The organism is Providencia sp. PROV269 (genome assembly GCF_028477785.1).
Classification (GTDB): Bacteria; Pseudomonadota; Gammaproteobacteria; order Enterobacterales; family Enterobacteriaceae; genus Providencia; species Providencia rettgeri.
The window spans coordinates 176,312-193,720 of the sequence record NZ_JAMPLV010000006.1 but is presented as its reverse complement, the minus strand read 5'-3'; the positions used below and the strand labels follow the sequence as shown (position 1 = coordinate 193,720).

17 protein-coding genes, 1 tRNA gene and 1 other RNA gene are annotated in these 17,409 nt (G+C 35.8%); 7 read left to right on the top strand and 12 right to left on the bottom strand.

Translation table 11 applies throughout. The features are described 5' to 3' along the window. The first annotated feature begins 72 nt into the window (after positions 1-72). Together glnK and amtB are read left to right on the top strand one after the other, a co-directional pair. Positions 73-411 carry a P-II family nitrogen regulator gene (gene glnK, locus PR683_RS11135; RefSeq protein WP_004905421.1) on the top strand — a complete coding sequence of 113 codons (339 nt, stop codon included), beginning with the start codon at positions 73-75 and terminating at the stop codon, positions 409-411. Between the two features lie 10 nt (positions 412-421). Further along, positions 422-1,702, top strand: coding sequence for an ammonium transporter AmtB (gene amtB, locus PR683_RS11130; protein WP_109911900.1), 1,281 nt, complete (start codon positions 422-424; stop codon positions 1,700-1,702). 138 nt (positions 1,703-1,840) lie between these two features. Here amtB and tesB read toward each other — a convergent pair whose 3' ends face one another. Further along, the gene (gene tesB, locus PR683_RS11125) at positions 1,841-2,710 is read right to left on the bottom strand and encodes an acyl-CoA thioesterase II (RefSeq protein ID WP_109911901.1); all 870 of its coding nucleotides are present in this window, start codon (positions 2,708-2,710) and stop codon (positions 1,841-1,843) included. 239 nt (positions 2,711-2,949) lie between these two features. On the opposite strand from tesB, the gene PR683_RS11120 reads away from it, so the two are divergent. Together PR683_RS11120 and ffs are read left to right on the top strand one after the other, a co-directional pair. Beyond that, positions 2,950-3,408: a YbaY family lipoprotein gene (locus tag PR683_RS11120; protein ID WP_004914482.1), complete on the top strand. Its 459-nt coding sequence runs from the start codon at positions 2,950-2,952 to the stop codon at positions 3,406-3,408. Positions 3,409-3,549: 141 nt separating this feature from the next. Then, an RNA gene (ffs, locus tag PR683_RS11115) (signal recognition particle sRNA small type) lies at positions 3,550-3,646 on the top strand. Between the two features lie 323 nt (positions 3,647-3,969). Here the strand turns inward: ffs and PR683_RS11110 are convergent. From PR683_RS11110 to gloB, 4 genes are all read right to left on the bottom strand, one after another. Further along, positions 3,970-4,173, bottom strand: a complete 204-nt coding sequence (locus PR683_RS11110) for an HHA domain-containing protein (RefSeq protein ID WP_004905417.1) — start codon at positions 4,171-4,173, stop codon at positions 3,970-3,972. A 73-nt stretch (positions 4,174-4,246) separates the two neighbouring features. Next, complete coding sequence (gene tomB, locus PR683_RS11105; protein ID WP_004914480.1) at positions 4,247-4,615, bottom strand: Hha toxicity modulator TomB; 369 nt, start codon at positions 4,613-4,615, stop codon at positions 4,247-4,249. Positions 4,616-5,137: 522 nt separating this feature from the next. Continuing rightward, entirely contained in the window at positions 5,138-6,508 is a 1,371-nt protein-coding gene (gene mltD / locus PR683_RS11100) for a murein transglycosylase D (RefSeq protein ID WP_117162849.1), read from the bottom strand. Positions 6,509-6,589: 81 nt separating this feature from the next. Next, positions 6,590-7,345, bottom strand: a complete 756-nt coding sequence (gene gloB / locus PR683_RS11095; RefSeq protein ID WP_248445507.1) for a hydroxyacylglutathione hydrolase — start codon at positions 7,343-7,345, stop codon at positions 6,590-6,592. 40 nt (positions 7,346-7,385) lie between these two features. On the opposite strand from gloB, the gene PR683_RS11090 reads away from it, so the two are divergent. Then, positions 7,386-8,120 (top strand): class I SAM-dependent methyltransferase, encoded by a 735-nt coding sequence (locus PR683_RS11090; RefSeq protein WP_109911903.1) that lies wholly within the window; start codon positions 7,386-7,388, stop codon positions 8,118-8,120. On the opposite strand, the gene rnhA is transcribed toward PR683_RS11090, so the two are convergent. After that, positions 8,117-8,587, bottom strand: a complete 471-nt coding sequence (rnhA, locus tag PR683_RS11085) for a ribonuclease HI (RefSeq protein WP_004914473.1) — start codon at positions 8,585-8,587, stop codon at positions 8,117-8,119. The two genes, PR683_RS11090 and rnhA, sit on opposite strands and share 4 nt — an antisense overlap. A gap of 54 nt (positions 8,588-8,641) precedes the next feature. Here rnhA and dnaQ point away from each other — a divergent pair, with 54 nt between their 5' ends. Together dnaQ and PR683_RS11075 are read left to right on the top strand one after the other, a co-directional pair. Further along, the gene (gene dnaQ, locus PR683_RS11080; RefSeq protein ID WP_004914471.1) at positions 8,642-9,403 is read left to right on the top strand and encodes a DNA polymerase III subunit epsilon; all 762 of its coding nucleotides are present in this window, start codon (positions 8,642-8,644) and stop codon (positions 9,401-9,403) included. Positions 9,404-9,556: 153 nt separating this feature from the next. After that, positions 9,557-9,633 (top strand) — tRNA-Asp (locus PR683_RS11075). 297 nt (positions 9,634-9,930) lie between these two features. Here PR683_RS11075 and PR683_RS11070 read toward each other — a convergent pair. From PR683_RS11070 to PR683_RS11045, 6 genes are all read right to left on the bottom strand, one after another. Then, complete coding sequence (locus tag PR683_RS11070; protein ID WP_004914468.1) at positions 9,931-10,212, bottom strand: helix-turn-helix domain-containing protein; 282 nt, start codon at positions 10,210-10,212, stop codon at positions 9,931-9,933. A gap of 550 nt (positions 10,213-10,762) precedes the next feature. Next, a complete protein-coding gene (locus PR683_RS11065; RefSeq protein WP_004914465.1) occupies positions 10,763-11,257 on the bottom strand; it encodes a FidL-like protein in 495 nt (164 codons plus the stop codon). Further along, positions 11,250-11,975: a winged helix-turn-helix domain-containing protein gene (locus PR683_RS11060; RefSeq protein ID WP_162598834.1), complete on the bottom strand. Its 726-nt coding sequence runs from the start codon at positions 11,973-11,975 to the stop codon at positions 11,250-11,252. Before PR683_RS11060 ends, PR683_RS11065 begins: the two co-directional genes overlap by 8 nt. 523 nt (positions 11,976-12,498) lie before the next feature. Beyond that, positions 12,499-13,128: a fimbrial protein gene (locus PR683_RS11055; RefSeq protein WP_371021399.1), complete on the bottom strand. Its 630-nt coding sequence runs from the start codon at positions 13,126-13,128 to the stop codon at positions 12,499-12,501. Between the two features lie 142 nt (positions 13,129-13,270). After that, a complete protein-coding gene (locus PR683_RS11050; protein ID WP_004914456.1) occupies positions 13,271-14,887 on the bottom strand; it encodes a hypothetical protein in 1,617 nt (538 codons plus the stop codon). A gap of 25 nt (positions 14,888-14,912) precedes the next feature. After that, positions 14,913-17,408, bottom strand: a complete 2,496-nt coding sequence (locus PR683_RS11045) for a TcfC E-set like domain-containing protein (RefSeq protein ID WP_272581792.1) — start codon at positions 17,406-17,408, stop codon at positions 14,913-14,915. Between the last annotated feature and the right edge of the window lies 1 nt (position 17,409).

Here is a 17,409-nt window from a genome sequence, read left to right as displayed (position 1 = left end):
ACACGGTTTGCTATAACGTCAGTGCTGTTCAAAGCATTGAGCAGTTTATTCACCTGACTTATAGGAGTGAACATGAAATATATCATCGCGATCATTAAGCCATTTAAATTAGATGAAGTCCGAGAAGCGTTATCAGATATTGGAGTTCAAGGGCTTACCATTACTGAAGTTAGAGGGTTTGGGAGGCAAAAAGGGCATGCCGAGTTGTACAGAGGTGCTGAATATACTGTCGACTTTTTACCTAAAGTACGTATGGAAATAGCCGTTTCTGATGAGTTAGTGGAGCAGGTAATTGAAACAATTGAAAAAAAAGCTTATACGGGCCAAGTTGGGGATGGAAAAATATTTATTTTGTCATTAGAACAAGCGGTACGTATTCGTACAGGTGAAAAACAAGACGAAGCACTGTAGGAGAACAACTATGCGCAAAGGGTTCCAATACTTATTCTTATTAATGGGTGGTTTTCCAATAACCGTGTTTGCTGCAGAGGAAGCTCTGGATAAAGCGGATAATGCATTCATGATGATAGCGACTGCTTTAGTTATCTTTATGATACTGCCAGGTATCGCATTATTTTATGGTGGGCTACTAAGAAGCAAAAATGTCCTTTCTTTGATGGCTCAAACTGCAGTTATTTTTGCTTTGGTGTCTGTTATTTGGATTGTTTATGGATACAGTTTAGCTTTTAGTGAGGGAAATGATTTTATCGGTGGTTTTAGCCAGATCATGTTGAAAGATATTACTGTAGAAAGCTTATCTGGACCGATCCCTCAATTTATTCACGTCGTGTTTCAAGGTGCATTTGCATGCTTAACGGTTGCATTAGTGATTGGTGCATTAGGAGAGCGAATTAAATTTTCTGCAATTCTAATTTTTACCCTTATTTGGACTACATTTGCTTATTTGCCAATGGCACATATGGTGTGGGGAGGTGGTATTTTATCGCAAGATGGCGCATTAGATTTTGCTGGAGGTACGGTTGTTCATATCAATGCGGCTGTTGCAGGCTTAGTTGGTGCTTACTTACTGGGGCATCGTACCGGGTTAGGGAAAGAAGCCATTAAACCTCATAACCTACCTATGGTATTTATGGGAACTTCCATATTATTCATTGGCTGGTTTGGTTTCAATGCAGGTTCGGCTGGAAGTGCAAATAGTATTGCTGCACTCGCGTTTGTGAACACTATCGCAGCTGCGGCAGGCGCTATCTTATCGTGGACTTTAGCGGAATGGCTTTTCAGGGAGAAACCTTCATTATTAGGGGCTTGCTCTGGGTGTTTGGCTGGGTTAGTCGGTGTTACGCCTGCTGCGGGTACTGTGGGTGTTGGCGGGGCATTAATCATCGGACTACTTTCTGGATTGGCAGGTTTATGGGGGGTAGTGATTTTAAAACGTCGGTTAAAAGTTGATGATGTTTGCGATGTTTTTGGCGTTCACGGAGTCTGTGGCATTTTAGGGTGTTTACTCACGGGGGTATTTACCTCAACGGTATTAGGCGGAAGTGGCTATGCGGAAGGTATTACGATGATGAAACAAGTAGGAATTCAAGCCGTTAGCATCCTAGTTTGTGTTGTTTGGACTGCAATTGTTGCTTATATCGCATTTAAAATTGCAGAGAAAACGTCAGGCTTACGAATTAATGTTGAAAAAGAAAGGGAAGGCTTAGATATTACTTCTCATGGTGAAAGTGCCTACAATTAACCTTCATGTAAAGATAATTACAGGATAATACTGTGTTTTATGTAAATTGATAATGGCAGCTTATTGCTGGCTGCCATTACCTTTTTAAACTGACTAATATATTTTTCTAAGTAAGTAATCACTTACTTTAAATAGCGGTTATTTACGAGGTTGCCGTTGACGAATTACGCCTTCTTGGACTGCAGTTGCAACAAGATCACCTTGTAAATTATAGATTTGTCCTTTCACAAAACCCCTCCCACCTGATGCCGAAGGGCTTTCTACAGCGTACAGTAACCAGTCATCAATTTTAAATGGGCGATGGAACCACATTGAATGGTCAATAGTTGCAACCTGTAAGTCGCGTTCCATAAATCCTCTACCATGCGGCTGTAATGCGGCAGGAAGGAAATTGTAATCAGAGGCATAACCTAATAAATAGTGGTGTAGTGAAGGTATATCAGGCAGTTGCCCTTTCGCTTTGAACCAAATATAACGAAATGGTTCTTGAGGTGCGGCATCGAATGGGCTGTAAAATTCAACGGGACGAAATTCAAAAGGAGTTGGCCGAAGAGCATACTTTTTAACTGCTTCTGGTAATTTATCAGCCAAACTTTGAACAATATCATCTTGAGAAATTAATTTTGTAGGTGGTGGTACATCTGGCATTAAGTTCTGATGGCTATAACCTTCTTCTTGAGATTGAAATGATGCGGTCATAAAGAAGATAGGTTTACCATTTTGAATGGCACTTACTCGGCGTGCGCTAAAGCTTCCGCCATCGCGTAAAATTTCCACGTCATAAACAATGGGACGTGAGCTATCGCCTGGGCGTAAAAAATAACTATGAAAAGAATTAATCGCTCTTTCTTCAGGTATGGTTTGCTTCGCTGCATACATGGCTTGTCCAACAACTTGTCCACCAAAAACTTGAGGTAAACCAAGGTCTTCGCTTTGTCCACGAAAAATACCTTCTTCAATTTTTTCGAGTTCAATTAGGCTAATTAAATTCTGTAATTCTGGGCTCATAGTCATCTTAGTTCAGTTATACGTAAATGAGATATTGGTATTTTCCCATTATTTACCCTGAATAGGTAGATTAATTACTAGCGAATAAATTGGGGTTACGTATTGTTACATTTGGAAATATAAATGTATTATTCTACCAATATTAGTTATACTTTTTATTATTCCCTCATCAGAAAATGACTTGTCTATTCCGATTATTTTAAAATGTTTTAGTAAACATTGTGTTATAGGTAATAACTATGAAGTTTTTTCGCTATATTGTTAGCTTATTAGTGATTTTAACGTTGGTTAGCTGTGAAGGGAATAGCACCAAGCCCAGCGAAAAAGCACTTAATGCTCAAAATAGTAATAATAACCAGACAGTCGATTCAGGAAAAATCGAGGGCCGTGTGGTGATTTTACAGGATACTGTTTTACCTGAAGACGCAGTTGTTACAATTACGTTGGCAGATACAACGGTTGCGGACTTACCTGCACTGATATTATCTCAAAAATATTACAATTCAGTGAATAATCGTCCAACCATTCCTTTTGAACTAACTTACCAAAAAAATGAAGTTAGGCAGGAAGGCTCGCTAGTTGTTAATGCAACCGTGAACGCGAATGGAAAACTTTTATACATTAGTGATAGCGTTGTAGAGGTTATCAATAATGGCGTCACAAAAAATGTTGAATTGTTGATGGTACCTGCGAACTAGCCAATAAGCGACTTTTTAGTTGAGTCGCTATTTTTATATGAGTTTGTGTAATAAAACGTCACTTGGTCAGGGGTTTCTTGCTATTTCAATGACTATCAAGCATAATGCCCCTGCTTTGAAAGAAGCAATCAATGGGGGCTCTGTTGGTTCTCCCGCAACGCTAACTTGTTAACTTGGTCAGGTCCGGAAGGAAGCAGCCATAGCAGGGGTCGTGTGTGCCGGGATGCCGCTGGCAGGGCTCCCACCCAACTCAGCATCTTTTGCCTTTCCTCTCATCTATATATTCTAATTTATTATAAATATGTTATTTAATTATATTTTATAATTGTTAATTAAACTCTAAATCTCAAATAAATTCTGAAGTTAAAAAAGAAAGGTTAAGAATACAACATTCATTGTTGATTATTGTAATAAGAAAAGTTGATATGCTAAAATTAAAAGCAATAAATTTCCATTAGCATAATTATAATGCCAATAATAAAACGATAATTGCATTGCGTCCAGCCGATAAGGGGATTTACCGGCTACAACCATTCACTATCTGTGCGTGTTAATAAGATATTACCTAACAAATTTCCAAACAGAAGCTGGAATTTTATCATAAAGCTTATTCATTGTGAGCTCAGCTAAGCGGTGATCTGCAGCTGAATAGAATAGCTCTAGCTCATCATCAGATAATTCATACTTATTTTTTTCAATGACACGCTCAAGAGTTTCAATTGTTGTGCATTTTCTTAAACGCATCAGATAATCAGATTTGGTCATAATACCCTTTCTTTTGTGCAAAATTACTTATTTATATACGGTTTTGTAGTTGAGCTAAAGATAAATAATATCTTTAGGTTTTGCTGGTTAGACACTTTAGGTCATCATCCAACACAGTGACAAGACTCTGATTCATTGCTTCCCAGTCTATAATTTCACTGAGCGTGATGACTGGGCTGCCGAATAAATCGTAGGTCTCATCGAGATACTCTTCGATAAGTGATATAACAAGATTTTCTTTTGGATATTTGATTTTAAACCGCCATACAAATGCAGCGATATGTTCAATAAGTTCATTCAAGGCTGCGCTTTGCGGGGAGCTTAAATCATTAATCCAGTGTGTATTTGTTTTTTGTAAGCTTAAAATAGCGTCTCTATTGAGGCTATTACATAAGTATTTTAGTTCTGCTATATCGTGTCTTTTGGGTGAGTATTCATCCATAATCACCTCCGCAGGCGAATCTGACTTTTGCTGTGTGTATTTTTTATCAATAATGTCATGTTAACTAATTAAAGCACCTATGTTCAATATAAAAGGTTGCATGTTAATATATTGAAAAATATAAGATTATTGCTAGTTCGTTAAACTTTCGAAGATTATTAATATAATACATAAGCGATATTCGAATACGGACTGGCAGCTCGGACTAAACTAGCCGCGATATAATAATAGCATTATTATCACATATGTCACCAGCAATAAACTACTTTTTCTAGTTTATTAGCAAGTTGTTGGGGGCTGGGTCGCGTATGTTCTGCTTAAACTCAATTTTATGAAGTATTTAAATTATAGTTTAACCATCAGTTATTCTAGTACAGTGAATATGAAGTGTTTATACAAAAGATGTTATAAAAATTATTTTCCTATTTAATTCATTCAAATAATTTATTTTTACTAATAAGAGAATTAAAAATAAAAAAGCTTTTGCCTGAAATAGACAAAAGCTTTGTTGATGAGAATAACTTAAAGATAGAGGTTTAAGGTTACCCCTGGTTTCAGGTCTGCCATTTTAACACCTGAATTCCAAGTCATTAAATCATTGAGCTTTATGCCATGACGTTTCGCAATGCTATAATAGGAGTCGCCTTTTCTTACTTTATAGGTTTTTGCCTTACGGTTACTTGCAGTAGGCGCTGAGCTCGTAACTTTTAATACTTGTCCTGGTTTGATAACACTCGCAGTTTTTAACCCATTTAGCTTTTGAATATTTTTGGCGGTAGTATTGAATTTTTTTGCAATACTCGCGACAGATTCGCCTTTGCGTACTTTATATGTAGCTATTTTAGCTCGATTTTGACGCGCGCTAGAAATTGCAGTGGGTTGTGCTGTTTTTATCTGTTGGTTTTGTTGTGCGGCTAAACGAATAGTGTTTAAAACATCTTCGTCTGAGAGTGATGTTTTGAATTGTTCAGCTTTTGCTGTAGGTAACATAATATAATGAGGGCCACTTGGCGATGTTATGCCGCGTGTATAACCAGAATTATACGTTTTTACCGATTCAACAGTTAACCCAGCCAACTCAGCGGCTTGAGATAACGTGATTTGTTGACCAACATCGATTTGAGTGAGTGCTCGATTTTTATTACTTGTTGGCAAATTAACTTGGTACTTTTCAGGATTTTTCAATACTTGGCTAAGTGCTAAGATTTTTGGTACGTATTGTTTAGTTTCTTTTGGTAATGAGAGTGACCAAAAATCAGTAGGTAGCCCGGCAGCTTCGTTTTTCTTGATAGCATTTTGAACACAGCCTTCTCCACAGTTATAGGCAGCAAGGGTGAGCTCCCAATCGTGGCCAAACATAACATTTAAGTTTTCGAGAAGATCAAAAGCTGCTTTAGTTGAAGAAACCACATCCCTGCGCTCATCAACCCATTGTGTTTGTTTTAGTCCATATGAGCGTGCAGTGATAGGAACGATTTGCCATAGACCTGCGGCTTGTGCAGGAGAAGTTGCTTTAGGATTAAATGAGCTTTCAATAATAGGAATTAAAGCTAATTCCATGGGTAAATTGCGCTCATTAATTTCGTCTACGATGAGGTACATGTATGGCTCAGCTCTTAATGCCACATCGTAGACAAAACGTTGTTTATTTAAATAACTATTTGCGAGTTCCCTAATTTGAGGTTTATCAGGGATATCCATTTTTAGTTCATCACTAATATAGCCCCATAGGTCATAGTCGACTTTAGGTAATTGTCGGCTGGCTGCTTGGTTGTGTGATGCAACAGTTTCAATAGTATGATTAGTTGGAGTTTTGTTCTGCTTAATTTTTTTCGGGGCAGTTTGGCATCCGGCCAACAGAACAATGGCGATAAGCGTCGCGATTATCTTCATTCTTTTCTATTGTTCTTCATTTTGATGTTTAAAAGTCGAACAATAATACTTATCCCACCCCGATATGACAATCATTAAACTTTAATATTGGTCTTTTAATTGACGCAACAGGGTAAAAACTGCTCTTAAAGGTGGATTTTGTATATTAATATCGAGTTTTTTCTGTAATTGGTGGTTATCGCACTGCAGAAAAATATTTATTTTTTTCTCTGTTTTCAATGTAGTAGGTACTGTTGGTTGATTTTTGTCACGTATTTGCGTTATTTTTTGTAAATATTGTGTAATCGCTTCATTTTCAGGCCATACATGGTGTGCAAATTTTAGATTAGATAAAGTATATTCATGGGCACAGCAAATTAAGGTTTCATCAGGAAGCTCAGCAATTTTTTGGATAGATTCGAACATTTGTTCCGGTGTTCCTTCAAATATCCGCCCGCAACCGGCAGAGAACAGCGTGTCGCCACAGAATAAATAAGGTGCTTGGTAAAAGCCGATGTGCTCAGAAGTATGGCCTGATAATGCAATAACTTGTAGGTTGAACTCGTTAATTATGACCTTATCACCGTTTTCGACTATTTCTGTCGCCCCTTTAGATTGGGTTTCTTTTGGGCCAAAAACAGGAAGAGTTGTAAATTTGCTTAAAATCCCTTTTACACCACCTGTATGGTCATTATGGTGGTGAGTTAATAGGATGGCGACAGGCGTCAACTGTTTAGCTGTAATTATTTCAAGCACAGGCTCTGCCTCTGCGGGGTCAACGATGATACACTGTTGGTGGCCATCGACTAAAACCCAAATGTAGTTATCGTTTAAAGCTGGTACTCGAATTAACTCCATAATGACCTCGATACTTGTTAATAGTTAATAGGGGAATTTCATGAAGCCTGCGCGTATTGATAAAAAAATTCAAATGCCAGTTAGTTGGTCTGACATTCCTTTTGGAGAACAATATCGTCAAGCCATAGAAAATCAACTTAGCCCTTGGTGGCCGAAGATATTTGGCTTTCATTTGCTTAAGTTAGGCCATTTAAGTACTGAAATCCATACCGAAGGCTGCTTAATCTCCCACCAATTTAATGTTGGTACTGGTGATCCTCGTTTTAATCTTATTGCAAAGCCCGAGGCATTACCATTAACCCAAAAATCGATAGATGCCTGTCTAATGACTCACTGTTTGGCATATAGCCATGATCCTCATTGGCTTTTACGGGAGGTTGACCGGGTGTTAATCGACGATGGCTGGCTAATCATCTCAGGTTTTAACCCTTTCAGTCTTGTCGGAATGGCGAAACTCGTACCTGTTTTACGTAAACGGCAGCCTTATTGTAGCCGTTTTTTCCCCTCTGTTAGGGTATTTGATTGGTTAAGCTTATTAAACTATGAAGTTTTGTATCATCGTAATTGCCAAATATTTCCTTGGTTGAGTGCACAAAGACGAATGAATAAAAACTGTGGGGGAATTGGGGCTTTAAGCGTGATTGTGGCGCGGAAACGGACTTATCCACTGACTCCGACACCACTAAAATTCAAGCAACCGAAGGTTAAGATTGGAACAGCACTCGGTGCGGCGAAGGAGATCAGTAAATCAATGAAGATAGACGACCCTTCTTAGTTTTGTGCAGGCTGGTAACCTGTATCTTCTTTAGTCGGCGCTGACGCGGCAGCTCGAGCCAGTTCATCACATTTCTCATTTTCAGGGTGGCCTGCGTGGCCTTTAACCCAACGCCAATCAATTGTATGTCGTTGGATGGCGTCATCAAGGCGCTTCCATAAATCAACATTGACGACAGGGGATTTATCCGCTTTTCGCCATTGTTTTCGTTTCCAGCCATGGATCCATTGTGTGATTCCTTGTCGTACGTATTGGCTATCAGTGGTTAAAATAATATCACAAGGCCTTGTTAGTGATTCCAATGCAACGATGGCTGCAAGTAGTTCCATGCGGTTATTCGTGGTTAAAAAATATCCATCACTCAATGTTTTTTCATGTTGTTGGTAGCGTAGAACAACGCCATATCCACCCGGGCCAGGATTGCCCAAACAGGAACCATCCGTGAAAATTTCTACCTGCTTTGTCATTTCTGTTACACTCTATATTATTCGTTCCTTTCTAGTTTGACACAAAAAAACATTATGAGCACGGTGATAACCAGACAAATTGTCCTTGATACTGAAACAACCGGTATGAATAAACTCGGTGTTCATTATGAAGGGCACAACATAATTGAGATTGGTGCGGTTGAAGTGATTAACCGCCGACTCACAGGGCGTAATTTTCATGTGTACATTAAACCTGACCGTTTAGTGGATCCTGAGGCATTTGAAGTGCATGGGATAAGTGATGAATTTTTACAAGATAAACCTGTTTTTGCTGACATTGCGGATGAGTTCCTTGAATTTATTCGTGGTGCAGAACTTGTTATTCATAATGCCCCCTTTGATATCGGTTTTATGGACTATGAATTCCGTAAACTCAATAAAGGTATTCCGCCTACGCAAGAATTTTGTACTATCACTGATAGCTTAGTATTGGCTCGCAAACTTTTTCCTGGTAAACGGAATAACTTGGATGCGTTATGTGACCGTTATTTAATTGATAACTCTAAGCGTACACTGCACGGGGCTTTACTCGATGCTGAGATTCTGTCAGATGTCTATTTGGCAATGACGGGCGGGCAAACTTCATTATCATTTTCGATGGATTCAGAATCAGCTAATAATGAGCAAGAGTATGAAATTCAAAGGATTGAACGTCCTCAGAGCGGTCTTAGAGTGATTTTTGCTTCTGATGAAGAAATAATTGCTCATGAAGCTCGGTTGGATATTGTTGATAAGAAAGGCGGCAAACCTTGTCTTTGGCGCCAACCTTCTGATGAAGCTGAAAATTTACACTAATAATTGATTTCATTATTTATACTTGCTTAGGAAAATGGATAGAAAAGCCTCTCAAGGCTAAAAACTGTTCAACTGTGCGATTTAACAAGAAAAAGTGTTGACGGGGTCCTCAAGTATTCGTAATATGCATGGCGTTCCCAGCAGGGAACATCAGGAGCGGTAGTTCAGTTGGTTAGAATACCTGCCTGTCACGCAGGGGGTCGCGGGTTCGAGTCCCGTCCGTTCCGCCAAATTATAACGCCACGCTAATTTATTAGCGTGGCGTTTTCTTTTTGAATGACTGTATTCAACTGCACTGAGAGTTCCTTTCTATAGATATCATTTGCTGCTTCTAATAACTTCTTCGAGTTAAGTTTTGATATAATGAGATTTGTAAATAGTAAACTTGCGAGAATAATTCGCATTTTTTTCAATCATATTAACTACTTTAAAATTTTTCATGTTGTTATTGATATGTGATTTTGAGCACTTATCTTAAAATTAATTTCTTATTTAAAATAATTAATTTAAATTTTGTATTGCTTGTATTAATAGTAATTCGCATGAACTCTAACTAAGATAACAGATCTAAAGTAATCTAACCAATCTTTTCCTAATACTTTAAGATATGTATGAAGGCTATCAATAGAAATAGCAGATTGGCCATTCTCATATCTTGATATTTGTTGTTGGCTCAAATTTAATAGATTTCCTACCTCTGTACCCGTTAATGATCTTTCAATACGTGCAGATTTTAAGTATTTTGCGGTGGCCATAACAATATCTAGGTCGTTATTTATATTCAATTCTTTAGTATTGATATGTTTCATTTTATATTCTCTCTATTATAAATTTATTATCTAAAAGTTAGCTATTAATGATAGCACTATTTTAAATTTTTTGGCTTTCTCAATGAAGGGTAGATTATATTTTTTAGTTACTAATGTGAAATTGTTTTAATGAATCAAAAATAGTTTATTTAATAGACCCTGACTATCAATATAGATATTAATAATGACTATAAACTATTAAACTAAAGTATAGGTTTTTATAATTCAATAAAAACAATGCGTTATGTTAACTTGAAGGGGGGCTTAAAAGTAGAAATATAATAAATAATAAATGAAAAAAATGCATTTATAGCCATATAAAAGTAATTATTTATATTTTTACATAAAATTACAGAAAGTATTTATAGATTAAGTTGAAATGGTGACTTATTAAGGGTTGAGTTAGTACTTATCGATAGGTAGCATACAAATTTAATTCTAGATAAAAGTATAATCAAACCTAATTAGTTGGAGATAAATAGAAATGATAATAAGAAGCAAAGATGCAATACTTGCTATTATCTAAACTTTATAAGTGGAACGCTATATATTAAATTGTATTTAATTTGGCTTGTCTGCTACAGACAAAATAAGGGCCAAACGAACTTGAAAAAAGGTACCAATCAGGAGTTATCTCATCAATTTCTACATATGCAATTGAATTTAGGTTGAATGCTTTGAAATATTTTTCGAATATATCATCAGGGACATTATCATTTGTAGATTTTCTGTCATAACTTATGGTTAATTTTAAATCTTTTATATACTGTCTTGATGATTGATTGAAATGAACAACTCGATTGACAGTATATGTCTTATCAGTTGTAATTGTTCCTAATAATTTAATATACCCACTGTTATCATTGTTTTTTACTAATTTCATATCTAGTGCATATGATGATTTATTATTAGCCAATATGAAATTAGAGGAAACAGTTGCTTCGCAATATTGCGCTTTATTTTTTTCTAAATTCAAGTTAAACAACAAGAAAACGATGATTAATGAAAATGTTAGTATCAATGAGTATAGTGTTTTATTAGTCATTTTTTTCCTGCCAGTTTATTCTTGTTGAAATGCAATCTTTGTTTTTTTTGCATTTTACTAATAAGCTATGTTTGTTTTTTCCTAAGTTTTGTATGTTGTTGTAATAATAAAAGATATCAGAATCTTCACAGGTTAAGTTAAAATCAATTGCTTGTTTGCCTATTGTATCACTTATGTTTTTTTCATAGTTATCTTTGAATCCATAAACAGGACAATCACCAATTGTGCTAATTTTGTATGATTGTATTGATGTATATGGGTATTTTACTGCGTAAATTTGATTTACAAGGTAAATAATCACCAAAAGTAAAAAAACACTAATTATCAATAATATTTTTTTAATAATATGATTTTTATTACTAAGTAATAGTGATTTGGCAGATTTTTTGCTTGAAATGGGAGGGTTAGCTAGGCTTTTCTCTATTTTGTTATTGAACTTGGCAATCGATTCTTCAATTTGAATTTCAGAAGAGATAACAAGGCCTTTTTTTGATATGCTTAGAATTGCATTTTCAACTAAAAGCTGTTGATGTAATACTTTTCTTAATGTACTAATGTATTGGTTAAGCGTGTTTATCGAAACTTTTAAGTCATATTTATTTAGTATTTTTTTTAGTATCTCTTCACGAGTGATAGTCGTTTTGTTATTTTGAATTAGTATTATAAAAATATAATTCAATACGGGGGTTAATTTCATTACACTGAGTTCTGTATCCACCCTAAATATTTCACCTAAGTCAGAGTTATATTTTATTATGTTATTCAGTATATATATCATACATGACTCTTATTTAGTTATTAAAATATGTGCTTAGTTTGGTTACTTTTAGCTAACATGATAGTCATTGATTTTAAAGTAATTATATCAGTGTAATATACTACTCTTTTTTTGAGAAGAAAATATGAAAATAAATTTTTGTTTATAATGATTGGTTATATATGTAATGATGAAAAATTTCAGTGTATCGTATTAATGAAACTGACATTTTTTGTTTTGATGTTTTATATTTGGGCAAAAAACAGTATTAATCACTATTTCAAGTCATAGATGCTTAAATTAATTTATTTTTAAATTGTCTGAAGCAATTTTATATAACTGAGTTTTATGAATTTGTAATGCTTTTAGGTAATTATAGATACAGAGTATCTATCGAATTATGATTAGATAATTAAATTTTTTTAAACAATAGCATAGTCAAATTTGTCATTTTATTTTATAACAAATTGATATTATTGGTTTTTTATTCACAGTTGCCAATTGGGTAATATTTATCAAAGATTACAATATATTTACGGCTCTTCTTTTTAAGACGCTCATCTTTAGATTCTTGGCCAGGTAATAAGTAAAATACATAAGGCTCGGAATCATCATTAGCATCACAGTTTTCATGTAAGAGCACTCTAAAATAGGTATTTCCCGTATTTTTTAGAATACGAGTACTGGGATTAAGCTCATATTTGAAATCTGGTTTTTTGGGTCTTACAACGAAATAGGTTTCTAGGCTAACCGTTGGGTAAAATAAAGGTCGCTTTTTTTGTTCATCATCATTACGCATATCAAGAGGCGTTTCGCTAATGATGATTTTATAATAGCGCTCAGTCTCATCGGTTTCTCCTCGATAAAAAATCTTAAAAAACTCTTGTTCTCCAGGTAATAAAATTTTCTTCAATGGAGTAAAAATAATCTCGCCATTATGGAGAGATGTTCCATGTTCTTGGTTACCTGGTTTATCAATTTTGTAAGCACTAAAATTATATAAATTAGTTTTATTTGTGTCATTGATGTATGGCTTAGAAAAAAACTCTTGTCCTGACTCCATCGAAGAAATATCTGCATTGATATATAAAGCAACAGCACTATTGCAAAGCATTGATAGCACAATCAAGAATAGGATTTTAAGTAAATAAAATGGTTTCATATTAAAAATCCAAGCCAAAGTTTAAGTATATATGAGGTTCAATAAAAGGGCCATTTGAGCTTTTACAAGTAGCCCTATAAGTCGTCATTAGATATTATTGAATATCGGGTCCAGTCCAAATTGCTTTGACAGTTATTGTGCCACTTGCAGAAACGGTTCCTAACCAATCAATGCCATCTAATGTAAAAAATGATTCAGAGTCATTCATTGGGAATGATAAATCTAAGTTAGTCCGATAAAAAGATCCTAAATCCTCATTAGGCCTATCCCATGGTGTTTCAGACCATAATGCATTTTTTAATGAAACTTCATTGCTATCACAACTTGCTCGGTGTGATTCTCTAGCGCCATTTTCATTTTTAAATGAAAGATAAGCGGAAAAAGGGACATTAAGTTTATTATCACTCGAGGTAAATAAACAGTATGATTGTCCTTTTAATGTTGTGTTTGGTCCTTCAACTTTTGCCGTAATAGAATCCGCTTGTCTTGGCCCGCTAGTTGTGACGATATAATTAAATTCTATTGGTGGTTCATCATTGCCGACTTTGCCCGTTTTCGATTGGTTTGGGTTAAAATCTGCAGGAATAATGCTGATTCCATAATCCCTCGGTTTAATTATTAAGAAATTTGAAGGCGTAAATTCATAAAATCCCGATTGAGGAAGTGGTGATTGAAAACCAAAAGTATACACGCTATCAGCGAGTGTGACGGTTGAATTAGGTGAAGCATCAACAATTGACTTTAAATACTCATTTGAGAGGAAAACCTCAATATTTTGTGAGCCATTATTAAAGATCTCTGACATGTTGGTTGTTGAGGACCAATTCGTCCAGCGTGTGCTGTTACTCCCTTTATACTGAATAAGTGCAGCCCGGGGGTCCCTAGCTAAGCCTAATTTTGCGCTATCAATATACATACGAACTGTAAATGTACCGCCGATAGATTGCCCTTGGGTTTCTAATTCAACTAACTTACAAATAATTCCAGATGTATTTCCAACAATTCCTGTTGAGCAAAAGTTAGAACCAAGTCCAATAGTTGGATTGCCATTGCTATCCACAAAAACTTCTTGTAAGGCTCCCGTTCCTTTTAGAATAATATTACCTTTTTTATTGGTTGGAATGTAATGTTGTTGTGTTGTTGTTCTTCCGCCACTCGTCATACAGGTTGCGTTACTTAAATCATAATCATCGCGGCTTGTACAGGTTCTTAAATCAAAAGTATATTCTGTTCCTGGTGGTATTTCGGCTAACCAGCGATAAAAAGATTCAGAAAATATCGGTCTTGAATATCCAGACTCACCCGGTGTTCCTGTTTGTTGGATTTTATACGCACCATTATCTCGTAACTGCTGAGCTGACCAATAAGACGTCGCCGGGCAATTTCGGTTATTTGTCATACAACGATTCCCGATAAAAGGTTGGCTTACGGGAGAATTTTCTAACCAAATATCACCTGTATTATAAGTTGAGCTAAAAGGTGTTCCTGTATATCCCATATAACCTAAGCTGTATTGCCTATTGCGCTGGTATTTTGTGAATACATTTGAGCCCGAGAAGCGTGGGTCAACTCTATTAGCAACAATAAAGAATTCGTTATCAACTTGGTTTTCGACAATGACATACTCTTGTAATGGTGCTGTTGCAGAAAACGAATTCGGTATTAGAGCCGAAAATGAAATAAAAAGTGCTGTTATCGATAATAATCGCATATTAAATTAGCCTTTAAAGTGATAATTAACGTTTAGCAAATGCTTCTTGAGGTTCACATGTCACCTCACCGACCCACAATGCACCACGTGCACCTTGAAGGTTTAAATCTGCTTCACAAATTGTTTGCTGATCATCTTGTAATAGCGATATCACTGGATATCGGACGTCAACATCCATGGAAAATTCACCATTTTGATCTGTTTTTGTGCGACCAATATGATTTCGAATTGAGGCATATTTTATGTATTCACCATTTGGTGATTTCAGACGGCCAAATACCGTGACTAATTGCCTTACCTCTGGTTGATAAAGAGCAATGTTTCCTGGGTATAATGTGACGGATTTATTTCGCCCTGAGACAATATCAAAGCTGTCTTTTGATTTTCCGTCATTCATTAACTGAATGTCATAATCCGAATAAGGGGATAATGGAATAAAGGTATTTTTTCCGCTAATTGGGTAATTTTGCCCATTTACTTTTGCGACCATACTACCGCTACCTTTTATATCGGAATTAATAATAACGCCTGATTTGCCTTGCTGCCCACTTGGCATGATCATGCCGTCGCTATATGCCACTGAGCCACGAGATGTTAAGTTGCCATTAAGCCTGTTATTATCGGGGCGATTAATCGTCACTGTACCTGAATTATATTTAGTATCATAAGAAGCATAGCCTAATGTTGAAAAATTGGATTCACCATTATCTTTATCTCGGACTAATTTGGAGACAGAAACCCCTACATTGGTAATCACCGAATTTTCAAAATTTTTATTCGCATAAATATTCGCTTTCACATTACCATTTGTTGAGGAAACACCTGTACTCAACCATGTTGATAAGGGTAAGGAAAAATCGAGGTTAATATATTTTTCGTTGGTACTATTTTGATTATCATAATGATAACGCTGTACACCTGCTCTTAGCCCCACGGTTCCATAACGGCCAGAGAATAATGTATTCGCATATTCATAGTTAATTGAATCACTGCCAATACGACGATCTTTAGTATTACTAATAGTTAGTGACCCAGTTCTATCAATTATTTTGTCAAAATTAATGGTTCCGCCATAAGAATAACTGTCAGCATCATAAAGTGGTAAATCACCAGTCACTACAGTTTTTTCTTTAGATGCCCATAAAGAACCGTAACCTTCCGGTATATTGACAGAAAGAGTCGCAATATTACGATAACTACCATGGTTTTCTAGCATGCCTTGCCAGTTAACTGAGATATAGTTATTTAAAGCTGCATTGATACTCGTTTCTTGTACAACAAATTTATCAAACCCATAATTTGACATTTGAAAACGCACGCCAGACAACACAGGGAAGTTATAAGCGAAAGAGGCTCCGATTAAATGGCTTTTACCAGGAGTTTGGCTCGTTGAGCCTTCATTTCTTACATAATGGCGCTTATCAAAGTCAATATAACCACCATAAATTTCCCAATTGAGTTTATCAAAACCGCCTGTTATCGCTCCGAAGGATTTATTAATTGTTTGGTGCTGTGTTGTGACAATTTTGCCATCGATTACCGTCTCAATAGTGACGTCGTAAATGCCATAAGGCAGTATACTTGTATCAATTTCAAAATTACCCATGGGAAAATTTTGAATATTTAATAATTTACCTTGTCGATAAATACGTACTTCACCTGGGCTATTTAAAAAAGCATAAATCGGCGTGAGTGATTGCTGCTTATTTGTCACCATACTTGAGGAATTGTTTCCTATTGATGCCGCATAAATTTTACTGCTGCTAAGGGCAGTTAAGCTGGCAATAGACTGCAAATTCCATGTACTCATTAGCCCAAGTGCAAAACGGAATCCGTTGAAATCACGCTCATACATTGCACGATACAGTTCAACATTAGAATTAGATTTTCCAATGCTATATGCTGATGCATTTACATTAAAGTGATGTTCCGCAGCTGCGAATAATGTATCTAAATTGAAATAGCTACTGGATGTATCTTTTGAATCTTTAACACGGCTCTGAAATACCCCTAAATCATAGTTAGCTACTGCTGAAAATGAATTGACTGAAGAATTTCCTAGTACAGATTGCCGCGCATGTTCTTTTGGCGAAAAAGCAGCTTTATCAACATCTAATGATAAATTAAATGAAGAGATGTTTAATTGAAGGGTTGCATTATTATCAATAACAATGCCATTACTTTCATTAAAAATGGCATCCTTTTTTTCTTCAAGTTTATCGACTAGTAAATTATTTAGTTTCGCACCGTGCTCATTTTCAATGAGATGAATACTTGATAATTTAATATTATCATGGTCGATTACAATAACTGCATCTGCAATTTTGCTTTCGCTCTGATTGGTTACCGTATCATCATTTAGTCGTAAAAAAACAGGTACAGACATTCCTTCTTCCAATGCACTAACAAATGCAGGAGGAATAATATATCCACCGATCTTAACGCTTTTCATTTCATTGGCATTAATCGTATTCGAAAAAATAATACTTAATATTGATAAAGCAATAGCACTTTTACGCATA

Excerpts from the sequence above, each read along its gene's own strand:
- PR683_RS11050 (WP_004914456.1), bottom strand. The coding sequence starts at position 14,887 with ATGCGATTATTATCGATAACAGCACTTTTTATTTCATTTTCGGCTCTA.
- PR683_RS11055 (WP_371021399.1), bottom strand. The coding sequence starts at position 13,128 with ATGCTTTGCAATAGTGCTGTTGCTTTATATATCAATGCAGATATTTCT.
- gloB (WP_248445507.1), bottom strand. The coding sequence starts at position 7,345 with ATGGAGTTAATTCGAGTACCAGCTTTAAACGATAACTACATTTGGGTT.
- tesB (WP_109911901.1), bottom strand. The coding sequence starts at position 2,710 with ATGAGCCCAGAATTACAGAATTTAATTAGCCTAATTGAACTCGAAAAA.
- rnhA (WP_004914473.1), bottom strand. The coding sequence starts at position 8,587 with ATGACAAAGCAGGTAGAAATTTTCACGGATGGTTCCTGTTTGGGCAAT.
- glnK (WP_004905421.1), top strand. The coding sequence starts at position 73 with ATGAAATATATCATCGCGATCATTAAGCCATTTAAATTAGATGAAGTC.
- PR683_RS11120 (WP_004914482.1), top strand. The coding sequence starts at position 2,950 with ATGAAGTTTTTTCGCTATATTGTTAGCTTATTAGTGATTTTAACGTTG.
- PR683_RS11110 (WP_004905417.1), bottom strand. The coding sequence starts at position 4,173 with ATGACCAAATCTGATTATCTGATGCGTTTAAGAAAATGCACAACAATT.
- PR683_RS11065 (WP_004914465.1), bottom strand. The coding sequence starts at position 11,257 with ATGACTAATAAAACACTATACTCATTGATACTAACATTTTCATTAATC.
- tomB (WP_004914480.1), bottom strand. The coding sequence starts at position 4,615 with ATGGATGAATACTCACCCAAAAGACACGATATAGCAGAACTAAAATAC.
- PR683_RS11070 (WP_004914468.1), bottom strand. The coding sequence starts at position 10,212 with ATGAAACATATCAATACTAAAGAATTGAATATAAATAACGACCTAGAT.
- amtB (WP_109911900.1), top strand. The coding sequence starts at position 422 with ATGCGCAAAGGGTTCCAATACTTATTCTTATTAATGGGTGGTTTTCCA.
- dnaQ (WP_004914471.1), top strand. The coding sequence starts at position 8,642 with ATGAGCACGGTGATAACCAGACAAATTGTCCTTGATACTGAAACAACC.
- mltD (WP_117162849.1), bottom strand. The coding sequence starts at position 6,508 with ATGAAGATAATCGCGACGCTTATCGCCATTGTTCTGTTGGCCGGATGC.
- PR683_RS11045 (WP_272581792.1), bottom strand. The coding sequence starts at position 17,408 with ATGCGTAAAAGTGCTATTGCTTTATCAATATTAAGTATTATTTTTTCG.
- PR683_RS11090 (WP_109911903.1), top strand. The coding sequence starts at position 7,386 with ATGAAGCCTGCGCGTATTGATAAAAAAATTCAAATGCCAGTTAGTTGG.